Genomic DNA, 16,558 nt, shown 5'->3' with positions numbered 1-16,558 from the left:
GGGGGCCCGGTCAGGCCGGAGGCCCGGTCAGGTCGGAACCACGGTGTGGTTCGCGGTCCGATGAGGAGTTCCGGCGCCGGAGCAGCAGGGGATCGCGTACCGCGTCCGGACGAGCTCCTCACCGGCCAGGCTCACCGCGGCCTCGAACACGTGGAAGCCGCAGAACTCGTCGGTCGTGAGGTAACGGGTGGCGAGCTCGGCGCTGGCGGGCGGGCGGCCGTCGCCGGTGCGGACCTCGAGGCCGCAGACCCCTCTCTGGTGCATCGCGGCGAGTGCCTCCGGGAGTTGGTCCGCCTCGACGACCCAGCGGAGCTGGTCCTCCTGGTAGAGCGAGTAGACGACCTCTGACATGACTACCTTCTTCTTCGGCTCGGGCGGCGCCTCTGCCACGTACACGCAGAGCGACGCCCCGCTGTTCAGCGGAGCGTCGCGTCCATCTGGTCACTGCGTGCACTTGCGTCACTCGGGCCAGGTCAGACCGGCTTCAGCACCACGCCTTTGTTGCTGTCGAGGTGGCAGGCGCCGTACGAGTTCTGGTAGCCACGCGTGAACGCGTCCATCCGCTTGGCCATCGAGCCGTGGGCCAGCGGGTGGAACCAGGCCTCGTACTGGCTGTCGGTCGCGGGGTCGGCGGCGTCGGTGAGCGACTTCTTGAGCCCGTCGAAGTCGGCGTCGGTGAGCTGGTACTTGTTGTCCCGGACCGAGTCACCCAGGAACGCACCGGACAGGCAGTCCGCCTGCAGTTCGTAGGTGATCGTGATCAGGTGGTTCGCCCCGACCTGGGTCTGCACCGAGTGGCCGTACTCGTGGGCGAAGAGGAAGAACAGGAACGAGCGTCCCCATTTCTGGTAGCTCGACCGGACCCAGTTCACGTCGTACAGGACCGTGTTGTCGGTCGGGCAGTAGAACGCGTTCCCGAGCTCGACCGGGCTACCGGCGCAGCTGGCTTCGGTCACCTTCGCGTACGGCACGACCTTCGTCGCGGGCACGAACGTCTGCCCGTTCGCCCTGAACTGCTCGGTCCAGTAGTCGACGACCGACTGGAGGACCTGCTGCACCTCGTCGTCCGACGTGCCCGACGCGCTCGGCGAGGGGTTCGCTATCGCCTGCTTGGGCCCGCCGGCCTGCGCGGACGGTGAGGCGGACGCCTGCGAGGCGACGGCGTCGAGTGGGCCGCAACCGGTCAGCGCGAGCAGTGCGACGGCACCGGCCGCCGCGACCAGAACGCGTATCGACCTAGGTAATCCGGGCATTGTTCCTTCCCCCGTGGGTGTGAGTCCGAGTTTCGGGCACGCGGTTGCGGCCGGAAATTACTGAACCATGGGGTCAGAGGGGCGACTGTAACGACGGAAACAGACCGTTAGCCAGAAAGCCGACGGTGCCGACGGACCCTGTGATCGGTCTGAGATCTCCGGCCGGAGAGATGACGAGGTCACGTACGTTAGGAGGGCAATGGACGAGAACAGAGCACGACGAGTCGTCGACGCCCTCCGCGACCGGGGCGTCGATGCGTTTCCGGCGAAAGTCGGCGTGTACCAGTTCGGGGTCGGCGTGATGCTCTCGGAGGGGCGCCAGGCGATCTGGGACTCCGACGGCACGGCCGGCATCGAGGCCCAGGTGATGCGCAACGGCGTCCTGGTGGGGTTCGTGCCGGTGATCGAGGGCTCGGAGAACTTCGACGAGCAGCAGGTCATCGACGCGATCGTGCACACGGACTACGACCAGCCGATCGCACGGAGGATGGCCACCTCGCCGCCGCAGGCCGCGCCGCTCCCCCGGTCGGGCGGGGTCTTCCGCCGGTTCTTCGACGGGTTCCGTTACCGCTGACGCAGGGCGTCGGCCTGCGTCCGGTGCCGTTCGGCGTCGTCGGTGCGGCCCAGCGAGTCGGCGAGGATCGCGAGGTAGTCTGCGACCGGGCCGAGCGTGAGCAGGCCGCTGCCGGCTCCGGCGAGCTCCCCGGCGGCGGGCAACAGGGCGGCGTAGAGGCGCTCCCGGGTAGCCCGATCGTCGGCGACGAGGGCGTGCAGGCAGGTACGGACCTCGTAGAGCAGGTCGCGCGGGGAGTCCGGGGGTTGCCGCGGGTGACCCGGACTTCCCGGGGCCCCCGGGTCGCCCGAAGCCCCCGGGTCGCCCGAAGCCCCCGGGTCGCCCGAAGCCCCCGGGTGGCTCGGAACTCCCGGCGGGCGGGGAGCCGCAGGAAGGTCCGGAGCCGCCGACGGACGGGGAGCCACCGGCAGGTCAGGGGCTGCCGGCAAGTGGGGAGCCCCTGCCGGAAGGGGAGCTCCCGGCAGGTGAGGAGCTCCCGGCGGACCGGGACTCACCAACGGGCGGGGAGCTAGCGGCGAGCGGGGAGCTCGCGGCGAGCGGGGAGCTAGCAGGGGGCGGCACCAGGGCTCGTAGGCGCCGAAGTCGGCGTCCGCGAGGGGTGAGGTGGGCTCGCCCCGGCGGAGGCGATGACACAGGAGCGCGAGCGGCAGCAGCGCCGGACTCATGCCGGCCATGCCGGTGCCGGCCAGCCGCGCGGCTGCCCCGCGGTACGCGGACTCCGCCCCGAAGCCAGCCGCCGACCGAGCAGCCGCGCCGGCGGTGACCGCGTCTACGGCGGCCGCATCGACGGAGGCTGCATCGGCAGGCAGGGGCGCGATGGCCGCGTTTGCGGAGGCCGCCATAGGGGCCGCGTCTGCGGCAGCCGGCACAAGGGCCGCGTCTACGGGGGCCGACGGCACGGGGGCCGCGCCCGCAGCGGCCGAGTGCGCAGCGGTCGAATGCGCGGCGGTCGCGCCTGCGGAGGCCGGGAGGCCGGTCGCCGCACCTGCGGAGGCCGAGAGGCCGGTGGCCGCCTCTGCGGAGGCCGCGTCTGCGGCGGAGTCGTTCGTGGGGCCGGGGGCGAGCGAGGCAGCGGCGCGGGAAGAGCCGACTCCGGCCGGGCCGGGGGTGGGCGGGGCGGCGAGGGAGGTTCGCATAGCGCGGTACCAGCCGGTGAACACCGCTACCAGCGGGGACTGGTACCGCTCGGCGAGGCGGTCGGCGACGGCGGCGTGCTCGTCGGCGGCGGCGAAGTCCGCCAAGGCGGACCGGGCCTGCAGCAGGACCAGGTGGCCGAAGATCTCGAACGTCGGGAGGTCGTGGCGCCGCGAGAGCTCGACGAGCTCGGTGCCGATCCGCGCGCGTTCCGGAGCCAGGCCGGCGCGTCCGAACGACTGCATGTAAGCGGCGTTGAGCGCGAACGCCATCACCTCGGGGTCGCCGAGTTCGCGGGCCAGCGCCTCGGCCTCGCGCGCCGCGGCGGCGGCCCGGGCGCCCCCTTCGCTCCGCATCTCGAGCGCGATCGTCGCCAGGAGTCGGCTCCGCTCGGCGACCCGGTCGGACGGGAGGACGGCGAGCGTCCGCTCGGCGACCTCCGCGATAGAGCGTCCCAGCGCCGGCTCGTCGTGGTCGGTCCAGATCGCCGGCAGATCGAACGCGGCGATGACCTCGGCCACCAGCGCCGGCCCGCTCTCCCCGCCGCCGGCCGCGGGCCCTCCCGGCACCACCTCGGCGCCGGCCACCGCCCGCCCCCCGGCGGTCGCGGACTCACCGGCCACCCCTGCCGCGGCGAGCCCCGCGGCAGCGCCAGGCAACCCATCAGCGGCAGCAGGCGGCGCCGCGGGGGCAGCTGGCGGCGCGGCGGCGGGCGGCGCAGCACCGGCAGGCGGCGCGGGGGTGGAAGGCGGCGCGGCGGCGGGCGGCTGGGCAGCGGCGGGCAGCGCAGCGGCGGAAGGCGGTGTGGGGGCGGTGGGGGGCAGGGTGGCTTCGGCGAGGGCGATGGCTTCGGCTCGGCGGCGGCGCGCTCGGGCCAGGTCTCCGGAGAGCGCCAGCGCTCGGACCTCGTTCATGATCAGGCGCAGTCGCGTGCGCGGGTCCGGGGCGCCGGCGTTGGCGATGTCGTAGGCGTGCAGGCCGGCTCGCCACAGGCGCGCGGCCTCGGCGGGGGCCGGGCGTCGTTCGGCGCGCTCGGCGGCGGCCAGGGCGTAGTGGGCCGCTCGCCCGGCGGTCCGCGGATCCTCCGCCAGCAGGTAGTGGTGGGCCAGGGCGTCGACGTCGTCCGGGCGGAGGCGCTCCAGGGCTTGCGCGGCCTCGCCGTGCCAGGACGCTCGCCGGGAGCGCGAGACGTCGGCGATCAGGGCGTCCCGCACGAGCGCGTGGGCGAACGAGAACCGGCGGGGGCCGTGCTCGACGAGGAAGCCTCCGGCGGTGGCGAGCTCAGTGGCGTCCAGAACGGTGGAAGGCGAGCCGATGAGCGCGCCGAGTAGTTCGACCTCGACCTCGGTGCCGAGCACGGCGGCGCGCCGGATCACGGTCTGAACCTCGTCCGGAAGGGCCGCGAACCGGTAGCGGACGACGTCTCGGACGCCCGGCGGAACGGCGGCCAGCCCATCCGGGCCGGAGGTGTCGACGAGGCGCGCGAGCTCCCGGACGAAGAACGGGTTGCCGCCGGTGCGCCGGTGGATCGTGGCCGCGGTGTCGGCGTCGACGTCGCGGCCGATCGTGGCCCGCACCAGGCCGGGGACGTCCGAGGCCGGGAGGCCGCCGAGGTAGATCCGGGCCGGCTCGGCGCGTGCGGCCCGGCCCAGGGCGTCGCCGAGCGCGGCGGAGAGGTCGGTGCTGCGGTAGGCGCCGACGAGCAGGACCGGCGCCGCGAGGGGTTCGGTCACCAGCGACGTGAACAGCGCCAGGGTCTCGGGCCCGGCCCAGTGCAAGTCGTCGACGACGAGCAGGAGCGGGGCGCGGCGGGCGGCCTCGGCGAGTCCGGCCGCTACCGCCCGCCGCCACGCGAACCGGGCCGCGGCCGGATCACCGCCTGCGGCAACGGAGGGAGAGATGCCCAGCGTGTCGAGGATCCGGTGCCAGGGCCAGTCGGCCGGGAGGCCCTGGTCGTCCGGGTTGGTGCCGCTCGCGGTGGTCCAGCCCCGGGCGGCGAGGTGGGCGGCGAGCGTCTCGGCGAGCGCCGTCTTCCCGGCACCGGCCTCGCCCGCGATCAGGGCGAGACCCAACCGCCCGGTCGCGACCGCGCGGGTCCCGGCGTTCAGCAGGTCGGAGAGCTCGGCTACCCGTCCGACCAGGGGCCGGGCCGCCAGTGGCCCGCCTCGGTCGGCCGGCTGCCCAACCGCACTTTTCGGACGATCGGCCCCACCGGCAGGGTGCTCGGACGGCCGGCCCGGACGCTTGGAGAGCCCGCCCGGATGCTCGGCCGACCCGGGGGGAGGCTCGGACAGACCGGCCGGACGCTCGGACAGCCCGCCCGGATGCTCGGCCGACCCGGGCGGAGGCTGCGCCGGTCCCGCCGGGGGCTGGGCAGTCCCGACCGGAGGCTGAGTGGGATCGGCCGGAGGTTGAGCGGGGCCAGCAGGGGCCGGGCCAGCAGGGGCGGCAGGCGGGGCGACCTGACCGATGCAGCCGGGCGGGGGGACGGCATCGCCGGCGAGATCGGCAGAATGTGCGGCGGCACCAGCAGGGGCGGCGGGACCGGCGGAAGGTACGGCAGGGGCTGCCGGAGGGACGGCAGAGACGGCGAGGTCAGCAGAACGTGCGGCCGGGCCAGCAGCTGCCGCGGGACCGGCAGAAGGGACAGCAGGGGCTGCCGGAGAGACGGCAGGAGCGGCCGGAGAGACAGCGGGGACGGCAGGGGCGGTTGGAGGGACAGCAGGGGCAGCAGGAGGGACGGCGGGGGCGGTCAGGGAGTCGGATTGGGCGAGGATGTCGGACTCCAGGCGGCGGAGGGCGGGTCCTGGGTCGAGGCCGAGGCCGTCGGCGAGCGTCCGGCGGGCGCGGCGGAGGGCGGCCAGCGCATCGCCCTGGCGACCGGCGCGGTAGAGCGCGAGCGCCAGCAACCGCCAGCCGGCTTCCCGCGCCGGATGTGCGTCCAGCAGGACCTCGAGATCCGGCACGGCCTCTGCCGGCCGGCCGGCCGCGAGCAGGGCCTCCGCCCGCCGCTCGGCCGCCAGCAGCAGCAACTCGTCCAGCCGGGCGACTTCGGCCCTGGCCCACGGCCGATCGGCGAACTCCGCGTACGCCGGGCCCCGCCACAGCCCGATCGCCCACTCCAACCGCCCCAGCGCCTCCTCCGCCGCGCCCCCCTCACCCACCGCCGAGCCCCCACGACCCACTCCCCCGCCGTATCCCCCAGCCCCGCCGCCATGACCCCCCACCCCGCCGTCGGAGGCCGCCGTCCCACCACCAGGCAGACGGTCCGCAGACACACCGTCCGCAGACACACCGTCCGCAGGCAATCGACCCGCAGACAGACGACCCGCAGGCGAAACGTCCGCCGCGATCAGGCCGACCGGTCCACCCCAGACGCCCGTCACCGCGGCCTCGAACTCCCACGCATCCACGGACTCCGCCCGCAGCGCGTATCCCGGACCCGACGTCACCAGCACCTGCGCCGGGGCCCGCGGCGCCCGGTCGGGCTCCAGCGACCGGCGCAACGCCGCCACGAACGTCTGGACCGCCCCGACCGCACCGTCCGGGGGCGCCCCGTCCCACAAGTCGTCCACCAGCACCGATACCGGCACCACCCGGCCGCGCGCCACCAGCAGCCGCGCCAGCACCGACCGGTGCCGGGGCCCCTTGAGGTCCACCGCGCCGCGGTCAGCAACCGCTACCAGCGGGCCGAGCACCCCGAAACGCACCGCCGAAGCCTACTCAGTCACTGCTGATTCACCGCTGATCGAGCCGGACGACCCTGGGACCATGCGTATCAACGGATTCGACTACCAGCGCGTCCGGGTCGCGGACGACGCCGAGCTCAACGTCGCCGTCGCGGGCACCGGCAGCCCGATCGTGCTGCTGCACGGCTTCCCCCAGACCCACCTGATGTGGCGCCACGTGGCCGCCGACCTCGCCGCCGACCACACCGTGCTCGTTCCCGACCTCCGCGGCTACGGCGACAGTGACAAGCCCGCGGAAATCGACGAGAACACCTACTCCAAGCGCACGATGGCCGCCGACGTCGTCGCGCTCGCCCGGGCGTTCGGCCACGACCGGTTCGCGCTCGCCGGTCACGACCGGGGCGCGCTGGTCGCGATCCGCGCCGGCCTCGACCACCCGGGCACCGTCACCCACCTGGCCTCCCTCGACGTCCTCCCGACGCTGGAGAGCTGGGAGGTGCTCCGCGGCGTGCGCGGTGCGATCGGCTGGCACCTGTACCTGATGGCGCAGCCGGCGGGCCTGCCCGAGAAGATGATCGCCGCCGTCGCGGACGAGTTCTACGGCTCGTTCCTCGACCAGTGGGCCGGCGACTCCGACGCGATTCCCGCCGACGTCCGTGCCCACTACCTGCACAAGTCCAGGGAGGCCACGACCTCGATCGTCGCCGACTACCGCGCCACCGCCGGCATCGACGTCGTCCACGACACCGCCGACAAGACTGCCGGGAACCGGCTCACGATGCCGGTCACCGTCCTCCAGCAGGACTGGGGAGCCGCCCTCGGCTTCGACGCCGAAGCGATCTGGAGCGCCTGGGCCGCCGACCTGCACCACCGAACCACGAACGCGCGCCACTTCATGGCCGAGGAGGCCCCGGCCGAGGTCGTGAAGGCGATCAGGGAGCTGCTAGCCCGCGAGTGACGAGCGTCGCCAGCTCGGCGTAGGCCTCGGCGTCCGAAAGCCCGGTCGCCAGAGCCACCTGACGATTCTGGATCCGCACCATCGTCGACGCGACCACGTCCGCGACGAACCCGGTGTGCGCCTCGCGGAACGCCCCCGAGGCCACCCCCTCGTCGACGAGGTCGCGGATCCGCCGCGCGGCGGCCCGGGTGTTGCGCTCGTAGATCTCCGCGGCCGGTGCGAACGACGCCACGTCGTCGAGGATCGCCGCGGACGCCGGGCGCAGCGCCGCCGCGACCGCCTGCAGGTACACCGCGATCCGGGCGGCCGGGTCGGGTTCCCGCGCGACCGCGGTTTCGACCGCGACCGTCGCCTGCCGGAAGAACCGGACGACGGCCGCCCGGACCAGCTGTTCCTTGCTCCCCGCGATCGAGTACAGGGTGCGCTTGGAGCAGTGCAGCCGGGCGGCCAGGTCGTCGAGTGTGAACGCCGCGAACCCCTCCGCGAGCAGCAGCGCGACGAGCGCGTCGAGCAACTCGCTGCGGCGGGCCACGCCGCGCCGGACCGGGGCGGATGTCATGACGCGCCATTCTGCCACGACGCCTATCGGCTATCCCCAAAGGTTCTGTAGTACCGTTACGAGTACCGAACCGAGGAGCCGACAATGCCGGTCGACCGCCTACTCCCCACGCCCGAAGCGGCGGACCTGATCGACCTCACCCGGACGATCGCCGACAAGGAGCTGGCACCGAAGGTCGACGCCCACGAACGCACCGAGACCTATCCCGAGGGCGTCTTCGCCACGCTCGGAGAGGCGGGACTGCTCGGGCTGCCCTACCCGGAGGAGTTCGGCGGCGGAGGCCAGCCGTACGAGGTCTACCTGCAGGTACTCGAGGAGCTCGCGGCCCGCTGGGCGGCGATCGCGGTGGCCACCAGCGTGCACGGGCTCTCCTGTTACCCGGTCGCCACGTTCGGCTCCCCCGAGCAGCAGGAACGGTGGCTCCCGGAGATGCTGGGCGGCACCGCGACCGGCGGATACAGCCTCTCCGAACCGCAGGCCGGCTCGGACGCGGCCGCGCTCACCTGCCGCGCCGATCGGGTCGAGGACGGCTACCGCATCACCGGCACGAAGGCCTGGATCACGCACGGCGGCAAGGCCTCCTACTACGCCCTGTTCGTCCGCGCGCCCGAGGGCATCGCGTGCTTCCTCGCGCCGGGCGCGCTCGACGGGCTCACGTTCGGCCCGCCGGAGCAGAAGATGGGCCTCAACGCGGTGCCGACCACGGCCGCCTACTGGGACGGCGCGTTCCTCGGCCACGACCGCCTGATCGGTCGCGAGGGCCAGGGTCTGCAGATCGCGTTCAGCGCGCTCGACTCCGGCCGCCTCGGGATCGCCGCGTGCGCGACCGGTCTGGCCCAGGCCGCGCTCGACGCCGCGGTCGACTACGCCAACGAGCGCACGGCCTTCGGCCGCAAGATCGTCGACCACCAGGGGCTGGGGTTCCTGCTCGCCGACATGGCCGCCGCCGTCGATTCCGCCCGCGCCACTTATCTGGACGCCGCCCGGCGGCGCGACGCGGGACGCCCGTACAGCCGCCAGGCCAGCGTGGCGAAGCTGATCGCGACCGACGCCGCGATGAAGGTCACCACCGACGCCGTACAGGTGCTGGGCGGGTACGGCTACACCCGCGACTTCCCGGTCGAGCGCTACATGCGCGAAGCGAAGATCATGCAGATCTTCGAAGGCACGAACCAGATCCAGCGCCTGGTCATCAGCCGCACGTTCGCGACGTCCGCCTAGCCTTCGAAGGGGGCGAGGCCCAGGCGGGCGCGGACGGCGGGACGGCGCAGCGGCGGGAGCGTGGCCGGCTCGCCCCGGCGCTCGGGAAGCTCGCTCAGCAGGTCGCGCACGAGGTGGGCGATCTGGTGGACCGCGTCGTCCACCTTCGGCGCCACCGACGGGTTCGGCTTCGCGATCCCGGTGATTTTGCGGACGAACTGGACGGCGGCCGCCGTGATCTCGTCTTCGGTCGCGGGCGGCTGCAGTCCCCGCAGCTCAGTAATGTTTCGGCACATGTCCCGACGCTAGCAATCCCGCCGCCCCGGGCGTGCCGCAGCGGCCCCGGACCACCTGCGGATCAGCAGCCGTCGTGGTGACGGTCTCCCTCCGGCGGACGTGATCGGGCTCTCGGCCGATCGGTGGACAGCCCCCTCCGGGGCCGGACGGCTAGCGTTGGCCACAATCGACGGCCGGGGGGCGGGATGGAGTTACCGGTGGTGCGGCGTCCACTGGTGATGGTGGCCGGGAGCCTCGATCCGGAGCGGGCGGTCGAGCTCAAGCTCCGCCCGGGGGCGATGCCCCACGCCACCAGCGCGTGCGAGGCGATCGGCGAAGGGCTGGCGCGGTCGGGATACGACCTGCTGGTCTTCTCCAGCGACGCGATGTTCATCGAGCCGGCCGTGGTGAGGGGTTATGCCCGCGGGACGACCGACGAGACACCGGGCCGGGTGGAGGTCCGCATCCCGTCCGATCTGGAGACCGACTTCGGCGAGCTCGACCCGACGACCGACCTCGACGTCATCCGAGACACCGTTCCGGACTGGGAGGTCTCGTACTACCGCGCGATCTTCGACGCGGACGCGGTGATCCTGGTCGGCGGCGGGGAGGCGACGCTGCTCACCGGTCTGCTCGCGCTCGCGCGGGAGATCCCGGTACTGCCGGTCGGAGCGTTCGGCGGCCGGTCCGACGCGTTCCGCGGCCAGGCCCGGCACAGCCCGCTGATGACGAAAGAGGAATTCGACCGGCTGGGCGACGACTGGCGTCCGGAGAGGTCGGCCGGTGAGCTGATCACGATGCTCGGCGCGCAACTCGCCCGGCGCGCCCGGGCGCTGGCGAGCGCGGCCACCGATCGGGAGGCGGCCGCCGCCGCGGCCCGCGAGGCCGAACGGGAGCGGGCCGCCACGGAGCGCGCGGCCGCACGGCGGCAGGCCCGCGCGAACTCCGCGGCGCTGGGTTTCGTGGTCTGCACGGTGGTGGTGTCGGCGGTGGTGCTGGCGATGGCGACGCAGGCGGCGCGCGCGACGGTCTGGTGGTTCGCGCTCACGGTGCCGCTGCTGGTGGCCGCGGCGGGTGCGCTGCTGAAGGCCTCGGCCCGGCGGGAAGACTGGGGGTGGTCGGTCGCCAGCGGGCTGTTCGCCGGCCTGTTGAGCGAGCTGGCGTTCCTGATCACCGAGTGGTTCGCGGTGGACGACTACGCCGAGCGGGCCGACCCGTTCAAGATGTTGCTGTCGCTGATCGTGATCGCCGGGGCCGCAGGTTTCACGTTCGACACCGTGCTGCAGAAGATCCGGTCGGGCGAGTTCCGGTTGCCCGGAACGCCACCGCCCGAGACGCATCCGCCCGGAACACAACTGCCCGGAACGCAACCGCCCGGAACGCCGGCGGGCGGCCCGGGCGGGAACGCCCCGCCGGCCTGACGCCGATCGGCCCGAGGCCGATCAGGCGGCGTCGGCGTAGGCCTCGGCCAGCATCTCCCAGGCCGCCCGCTGGTCGTCGGTGAGGCGCTGCGGTACGACGATCTTGACCTCGGCGTAGAGGTCGCCGGCGCTGCCACGCGGGTTCGGCATCCCCCGGCCGCGCAAGCGAAGACGTCGTCCGGACGACGACCCGGCCGGCACCTTGACGTCGACGGGCCCGGCGGGCGTCTCGACCGTGGCCTTGGCGCCGAGCGTGGCGTCCCAGGGGGTGACCGGGAGCTCGACGGTGAGGTTCCGCCCGTCCACGCGGTACCGGGTGTGCGGGGTCAGCCGCACGTGCAGGTACAGGTCGCCGCGGGGCGCGTCCTCGCCGAAGCCGTCGCCGCCCTGGCCGGCCAGCCGGATGCGCTGACCGTCGACGACACCGGCCGGGATGTTGACGTCGATCGTGCGGAGACCGGACGCCGTCTGCATGGTGAGGCTGCGGCGCCCGCCGGAGTAGGCGTCCTCGATCGAGAGCTCGAACTCGGCGTCGACGTCGGAGCCGGGCATCGTGACGTTGCCACCGTCGAAGAAGCGGCCGCCGCCGAAGAGGCCGCCGAGCAGGTCCTCGAAGCTCGCGCCGTCAGCGGCAAAGCCGCCAGCCCCACCGCGAGAGCCCCCGCCGAACGGGGAGCCGGCCTCGGCGTCGTAGTCCTCGGGGACCTTGCGCCAGTCGTCCCCGAACTGCGGGGAGAACTTGTCGTAGCGCGAACGCAGCTCGGGGTCGGAGAGCACCCCGTTGGCCTCGTTGATGCGCTTGAACGTCTCTTCGGCGTCGGCCGCGGTGCTGACGTCCGGGTGGTACGTGCGGGCCAGCTTGCGGTACGCCCGCTGCACGTCCTCCTGGCTGGCCGTCCGCTCCACGCCCAGCACGTCGTAGTAGTCGCTGCTCGTAACCGTGGCCACCTTCCACTCCCTGCCGCTCTCGGTACGTGGACGTCGGAACAGACGCTCGAGCAGCCCGATTCATTCCCGAACTTGAGCCTACGACGCTCAACTTTCGCCGGCGCGGCTAGATCGTGGCGGTGAGGGGCGTGTCGGTGACGGATCGGCCCGCGTGCAGGGTGAACTCGCCCGGCTCGCGGGTCCAGCCTCCGGCCGTCCAGTGCTCGAACGCCCGCGCCGGCAGCGCCACCCGCGTCGTGACCGTCTCACCCGGCTGGCCCGCGACCACCGCGAAACCGACCAGCCAGCGAGCCGGGCGGTCGACCGCACTCTCGCCGCGGGACGCGTACACCTGCACGACCTCACGGCCCGGACGCTCGCCCGTGTTCCGCACCGTCACGTCGACGGACCCGTCCGCGGCCGCGATCGACACGTACTCCCACGTCGTGTAGCCGAGGCCGTGCCCGAACCACCAGGCCGGCTCGGCACCGGACCGGAGCCAGCCCCGGTGCCCCACGTGGATCGACTCCGCGTACGTCAGCCCGCCCGCGACCGGCTGGGTCGAGAACACCGGCACGTCCGCCTCCGCCGCCGGCCAGGTGGTCGGCAGCCGCCCGCCCGGCTCCGCCGTTCCGAGCAGGACGTCGGCCAGCGCGTGACCGGCCTCCATGCCCGGGAACCAGGTCAGCAGGATCGCGGGGGCCGAGGACGCCCACGGCAGCACGACCGGCGCCCCCGAATTCACGACCACGACCGTCCTCGGGTTCGCCGCGAGCACCCGCCGCACCAGCTCGTCCTGCCTTCCCGGCAGCCCGAGCGAGGCCCGGTCGTAGCCCTCGCTCTCGACCTCCTCGTTGGTCCCGACCGCGACCACCACCGCGTCGGCCGACGCCGCCAGCGACACCGCGTGCGCGATCTCGTCGGCCTCGCTGCGGCGCGGCGCGGCGCAGACCAGCCGCAGCATCGCGGCCGGGAACGTGTTTCCCGGCGGCAGCAGGTGCGTCAGCGTGATCTCGGCGGTCTGCCCCGCGGCCAGCCGCACGGTCGACACCGCCTGCCCGGGGTTCATCATCGCCTCGACCAGGTCCGGGCCCGGCGGGTCGATCACCTGGTCGAGCACGTCGTGACCGTCGACGGTCAGCCGGAACGGCCCGACCCCGGCCGCGCCCAGCAGGTGCTCGCCGGCCACCGGCGCCGTGAAGCGGGCCACGAGCTCGATCGAGGTCACCTGCGACGCGTCCGCACCGGCGAAGCTGCCCAGGTAGGTGAGCCGGCCGCTCTCGCGGTGTTCCTCCGCCAGCACCGCCCCGGTCGCGGACAGGAACCGCACCCGCAGTCCCGGCGTCCCGTCCACCGGGTCGGCGATCTGCTCCAGCGGCACCGGATCGAGCTTCTCCGACGGGAAACACCCCTCGGCCGACACGATCTCGACCGAGTCCCCGAGCGCCGACGACAACCCGGCCAGTGGCGTCACCGTGTACGTCGGACTGACCGACGCCGAGCCGCCGCCCATCGTCCGCGCGTTCAGAGCGTTCGGTCCGAGGACGGCGAGCGTGCGCAGCGGCCCGAGGGGAAGCACACCGTTGTTGGAGACCAGCACCATTCCGCGGGCCGCGGCCTCCCGGGAGAGCGCGGCGATCTCGGCCTCGGGCGCCGGATCCACGACCGGAACCGCCGGCGCGACACCGTCCAGCGCCCCCACCCGCGACGCCAGCAGCAACAACCGCTCGACCTTGTCGTCGATCAGCGCCTCGGAGACCTCACCGGCCCGCACCGCGGCCACCAGAGCCGCACCCCACGGGCTGTCCGGTCCCGGCATCGCCAGGTCGAGTGCCGCGTTGGCCGCCGCCGCCGTCGAACGCGTCGCGAACCAGTCCGACATCACGACGCCGTCGAAGCCCCACTCCTCCTGCAGCACCGAGCGCAGCAGCGGGCTCTCGGTCATCGTGAAGCCCGCCACCGCGTTGTAGGCGGCCATCACGGCCCAGACGCCCTCGGCCACGATCCGCTCGAACGGCGCCAGGTACACCTCGCGCAGCGCCCGGTCGTCGACCGTGACGTCGACCGACATCCGGTCGGTCTCGCTGTCGTTGGCGACGAAGTGCTTCACGGTCGCGCCGACGCCACCGGCCTGCACGCCCCGCACGTAGGCGGCACCGAGTTCGGCCGAGAGCAGCGGATCCTCCGAGTACGCCTCGAAGTGACGCCCGCCCAGCGGTGACCGGTGCAGGTTCACGGTCGGCGCGAGCAGCACGTCGACGTTCTTCCGCCGGGCCTCGGCCGCGAGCAACCGCCCCAGGCGCAGAACCAGTTCCCGGTCCCAGGACGCTCCGAGCGCGGTCGGCGACGGGATGTTCGCCGACCGGTCGCGCTCGTCCCAGTTGTTCCCGCGCACGCCGGCCGGCCCGTCCGACACCACGATCTTGCGCAGGCCGATCGCCGGTTCGGCGTAGAGCGACCAGAAGTCCTCGCCGGTCAGCAGACGGACCTTCTGCTCGAGAGAGAGTTTTCCGACCAGGTCACTCATGCCACACTCCGAACTCTGGTGACGAGGAGCGCGCCGACGATGCCGACGGCGGCTCCGGTGAGGAACAGCAGCGGGTAGCCGCCGATCGCGATGAACACCGGCGCGATCGCCGGGGCCAGGGACTGGGGAAGCGCGTTGGCGATGTTGATGACGCCGAGGTCCTTGCCGGTGTCGTCGGAGCTCGGCAGCACCTGGGTGACCAGTGCGAGGTCCACCGCGTAGAAGCACCCGGTACCGACCCCGAAGACCACCAGGCCGACCACGACCTGGCTGAACGACCCGGCGAACGCGACGATGACCAGCCCGATCATCGCGACCACGGCCGCGACCATCACGAACGGCTTGCGCCGCCCCACCCGGTCGGAGAGCACGCCGCCGGCGATGCTCGTCGCGACGGTCATGATCGTCAGGACGACGGTGGCGAACGCGACCCGGCGCGGGACGTCGCCGGACGGGATGCCGATCTCGTCGGTCAGGAAGTACGGCAGGTAGGTGACGCCGGTCGCGGTCGCGAACATGAACGCGAACCGGGTGAGCCAGGTCCAGCCGAAGTCGGGGTGGCGGCGCGGGTCGAACACGAACGTGCCGAGGAGGGCCCGTAACCCGAAGCGGTCGGCCGGACGCGCAGGCAGCACGCGGTCGCGCAGCACGAACGCGAACACCGCCACCAGCACGACGGCGATGGCCGCCGGCACCAGGAACCGGGCCAGGTCACCGGAGAAGACCGCCGCGGTCACCGCGCCCGCCACGATCGCCACCTGCAGCGCGATGCCGGCCAGCCCGCTCACCGCGCCGCGGCGCGCTTCCGGCACCTGGTCGGGCAGCGTCGCGGTGAGCGCGGCCAGCGCGCCGTTGTACGCCACCTGTGCGAGGCACCAGCCGACGCCGATCAGCGGGACGTCGTCGGCGACGGCGACGAGCACCAGGCCGACCGTGCCGAGGAGCGTGCCGGCGATCAGCCAGGGGCGGCGCATGCCGAAGCGGGAGTACGTGCGGTCGGAGAGCCGGCCCGCGATCGGGTTGCTGATCATCGCGAGGAGCGCGCCGAGGCCGAGCACCAGGCCGAGATCGCGCTCCTTGGTCGCGGGCGCCACCGCCTCGACCTTCAGCGCGAGCGTGACCACGACCGGCGTCAGCAACGCCACGTACAGGCCGAAACCGGCCAGCGGCATCGCCGCGCCGAAGACGCCCAGCCGGGTGCGCTGCTCCACTGCCTGGGACATGGACCGCTCCTCTGCGGTTTCTCGGCCACCCCAAAAACCGAGTGACCGATAGGTTTTCATTCTAGGCGTTAGCGTTCGCTCGTGACCAAGCAACGCGGCAGCTATACCAAGGGCCGGGCCAGGCGCGCCGAGATCCTGCACGAAGCGATGGCCGTTTTCGCCGAATCGGGCTACCGCGGCGGGTCACTCAAGGAGATCGCCGACCGGGTCGGGCTGAGCCAGGCCGGTCTGCTGCACCACTTCTCGTCCAAGGAGCAGCTGCTCGCCGAGGTGATCGCGCTGCGCGACGCCGAGGACCAGACCCGCCGGTACCGCAGCGAGACCCCGTCGGGCTGGGAGGCGCTACTGGGCACGGCCGATCAGGTACGCCACAACACGACGGTGCCCGGGCTCGTGCAGCTCTACGCGACGCTCTCCGGCGAGGCCGTCGCCGACGGTCACCCCGCCCACGAGTCGTTCGTCGACCGCTACCGGACGCTGCGCCGGTACCTCGGCGCCGCGATCGCCGACGCCCAGCGGGCCGGCGACGTCGGCCCCGGCCTCGATCCGGAGACGACCGCCACGGCGCTGATCGCGCTGATGGACGGTTTGCAGATCCAGTGGCTCCTCGACCCCGGCGCCGTCGACATGCCGGGCACGTTCACCGCCGTCCTCGACCTGCTCCGGGTTCACCGAGAGTGAGTGCTACCGAGCGCAGGTGAGAGCTATCCCGGGCTGACGCAGGCCGGACAGTTGAGTTGGCGCATCCGAGTGGAACACCACGTTTAACGCTCGCACCCGGGGTATCTGCCCCGGTGCGGATAGGGCCGCCGGACTC

At 73.3% G+C, this 16,558-nt stretch carries 13 protein-coding genes; 5 read left to right on the top strand and 8 right to left on the bottom strand.

Annotated elements, in window-relative coordinates; genetic code table 11:
* Positions 1-27 precede the first annotated feature (27 nt).
* Positions 28-351, bottom strand: a complete 324-nt coding sequence (locus ACIBZJ_RS20915) for a hypothetical protein (RefSeq protein WP_395931932.1) — start codon at positions 349-351, stop codon at positions 28-30.
* Positions 352-473: 122 nt separating this feature from the next.
* The gene (locus ACIBZJ_RS20910) at positions 474-1,253 is read right to left on the bottom strand and encodes a neutral zinc metallopeptidase (RefSeq protein ID WP_395931930.1); all 780 of its coding nucleotides are present in this window, start codon (positions 1,251-1,253) and stop codon (positions 474-476) included.
* Positions 1,254-1,452: 199 nt separating this feature from the next.
* On the opposite strand from ACIBZJ_RS20910, the gene ACIBZJ_RS20905 reads away from it, so the two are divergent.
* Positions 1,453-1,827 carry a hypothetical protein gene (locus ACIBZJ_RS20905; protein WP_395931928.1) on the top strand — a complete coding sequence of 125 codons (375 nt, stop codon included), beginning with the start codon at positions 1,453-1,455 and terminating at the stop codon, positions 1,825-1,827.
* Here ACIBZJ_RS20905 and ACIBZJ_RS20900 read toward each other — a convergent pair.
* The gene (locus tag ACIBZJ_RS20900) at positions 1,818-6,620 is read right to left on the bottom strand and encodes a BTAD domain-containing putative transcriptional regulator (RefSeq protein ID WP_395932300.1); all 4,803 of its coding nucleotides are present in this window, start codon (positions 6,618-6,620) and stop codon (positions 1,818-1,820) included. The genes ACIBZJ_RS20905 and ACIBZJ_RS20900 overlap by 10 nt on opposite strands.
* Positions 6,621-6,732: 112 nt before the next feature.
* On the opposite strand from ACIBZJ_RS20900, the gene ACIBZJ_RS20895 reads away from it, so the two are divergent.
* A complete protein-coding gene (locus ACIBZJ_RS20895; protein WP_395931926.1) occupies positions 6,733-7,608 on the top strand; it encodes an alpha/beta fold hydrolase in 876 nt (291 codons plus the stop codon).
* Here the strand turns inward: ACIBZJ_RS20895 and ACIBZJ_RS20890 are convergent.
* Positions 7,583-8,167 carry a TetR/AcrR family transcriptional regulator gene (locus ACIBZJ_RS20890; RefSeq protein ID WP_395931924.1) on the bottom strand — a complete coding sequence of 195 codons (585 nt, stop codon included), beginning with the start codon at positions 8,165-8,167 and terminating at the stop codon, positions 7,583-7,585. The two genes, ACIBZJ_RS20895 and ACIBZJ_RS20890, sit on opposite strands and share 26 nt — an antisense overlap.
* An 84-nt stretch (positions 8,168-8,251) precedes the next feature.
* Here ACIBZJ_RS20890 and ACIBZJ_RS20885 point away from each other — a divergent pair, with 84 nt between their 5' ends.
* Positions 8,252-9,388 carry an acyl-CoA dehydrogenase family protein gene (locus ACIBZJ_RS20885; RefSeq protein ID WP_395931922.1) on the top strand — a complete coding sequence of 379 codons (1,137 nt, stop codon included), beginning with the start codon at positions 8,252-8,254 and terminating at the stop codon, positions 9,386-9,388.
* Here the strand turns inward: ACIBZJ_RS20885 and ACIBZJ_RS20880 are convergent.
* Positions 9,385-9,663: a DUF2277 domain-containing protein gene (locus ACIBZJ_RS20880; protein WP_395931920.1), complete on the bottom strand. Its 279-nt coding sequence runs from the start codon at positions 9,661-9,663 to the stop codon at positions 9,385-9,387. The two genes, ACIBZJ_RS20885 and ACIBZJ_RS20880, sit on opposite strands and share 4 nt — an antisense overlap.
* Before the next feature lie 198 nt (positions 9,664-9,861).
* On the opposite strand from ACIBZJ_RS20880, the gene ACIBZJ_RS20875 reads away from it, so the two are divergent.
* Positions 9,862-11,064: a hypothetical protein gene (locus ACIBZJ_RS20875; protein ID WP_395931918.1), complete on the top strand. Its 1,203-nt coding sequence runs from the start codon at positions 9,862-9,864 to the stop codon at positions 11,062-11,064.
* Between the two features lie 21 nt (positions 11,065-11,085).
* On the opposite strand, the gene ACIBZJ_RS20870 is transcribed toward ACIBZJ_RS20875, so the two are convergent.
* From ACIBZJ_RS20870 to ACIBZJ_RS20860, 3 genes are all read right to left on the bottom strand, one after another.
* A complete protein-coding gene (locus ACIBZJ_RS20870) occupies positions 11,086-12,012 on the bottom strand; it encodes a DnaJ C-terminal domain-containing protein (RefSeq protein WP_395931916.1) in 927 nt (308 codons plus the stop codon).
* Positions 12,013-12,118: 106 nt separating this feature from the next.
* Positions 12,119-14,518, bottom strand: coding sequence for a beta-glucosidase (locus ACIBZJ_RS20865; RefSeq protein WP_395931914.1), 2,400 nt, complete (start codon positions 14,516-14,518; stop codon positions 12,119-12,121).
* Positions 14,515-15,741, bottom strand: coding sequence for an MFS transporter (locus ACIBZJ_RS20860; RefSeq protein ID WP_395931912.1), 1,227 nt, complete (start codon positions 15,739-15,741; stop codon positions 14,515-14,517). The genes ACIBZJ_RS20865 and ACIBZJ_RS20860 overlap by 4 nt, the downstream gene beginning before the upstream one ends.
* Before the next feature lie 81 nt (positions 15,742-15,822).
* Between ACIBZJ_RS20860 and ACIBZJ_RS20855 the strand changes: the two genes are divergently transcribed.
* A complete protein-coding gene (locus tag ACIBZJ_RS20855) occupies positions 15,823-16,422 on the top strand; it encodes a TetR family transcriptional regulator (RefSeq protein WP_395931910.1) in 600 nt (199 codons plus the stop codon).
* Positions 16,423-16,558 lie beyond the last annotated feature (136 nt).

It is taken from the genome of Cryptosporangium sp. NPDC051539, assembly GCF_044454545.1.
Taxonomy (GTDB): Bacteria; Actinomycetota; Actinomycetes; order Mycobacteriales; family Cryptosporangiaceae; genus Cryptosporangium.
This window is presented reverse-complemented; position numbering and strand designations above follow the sequence as displayed.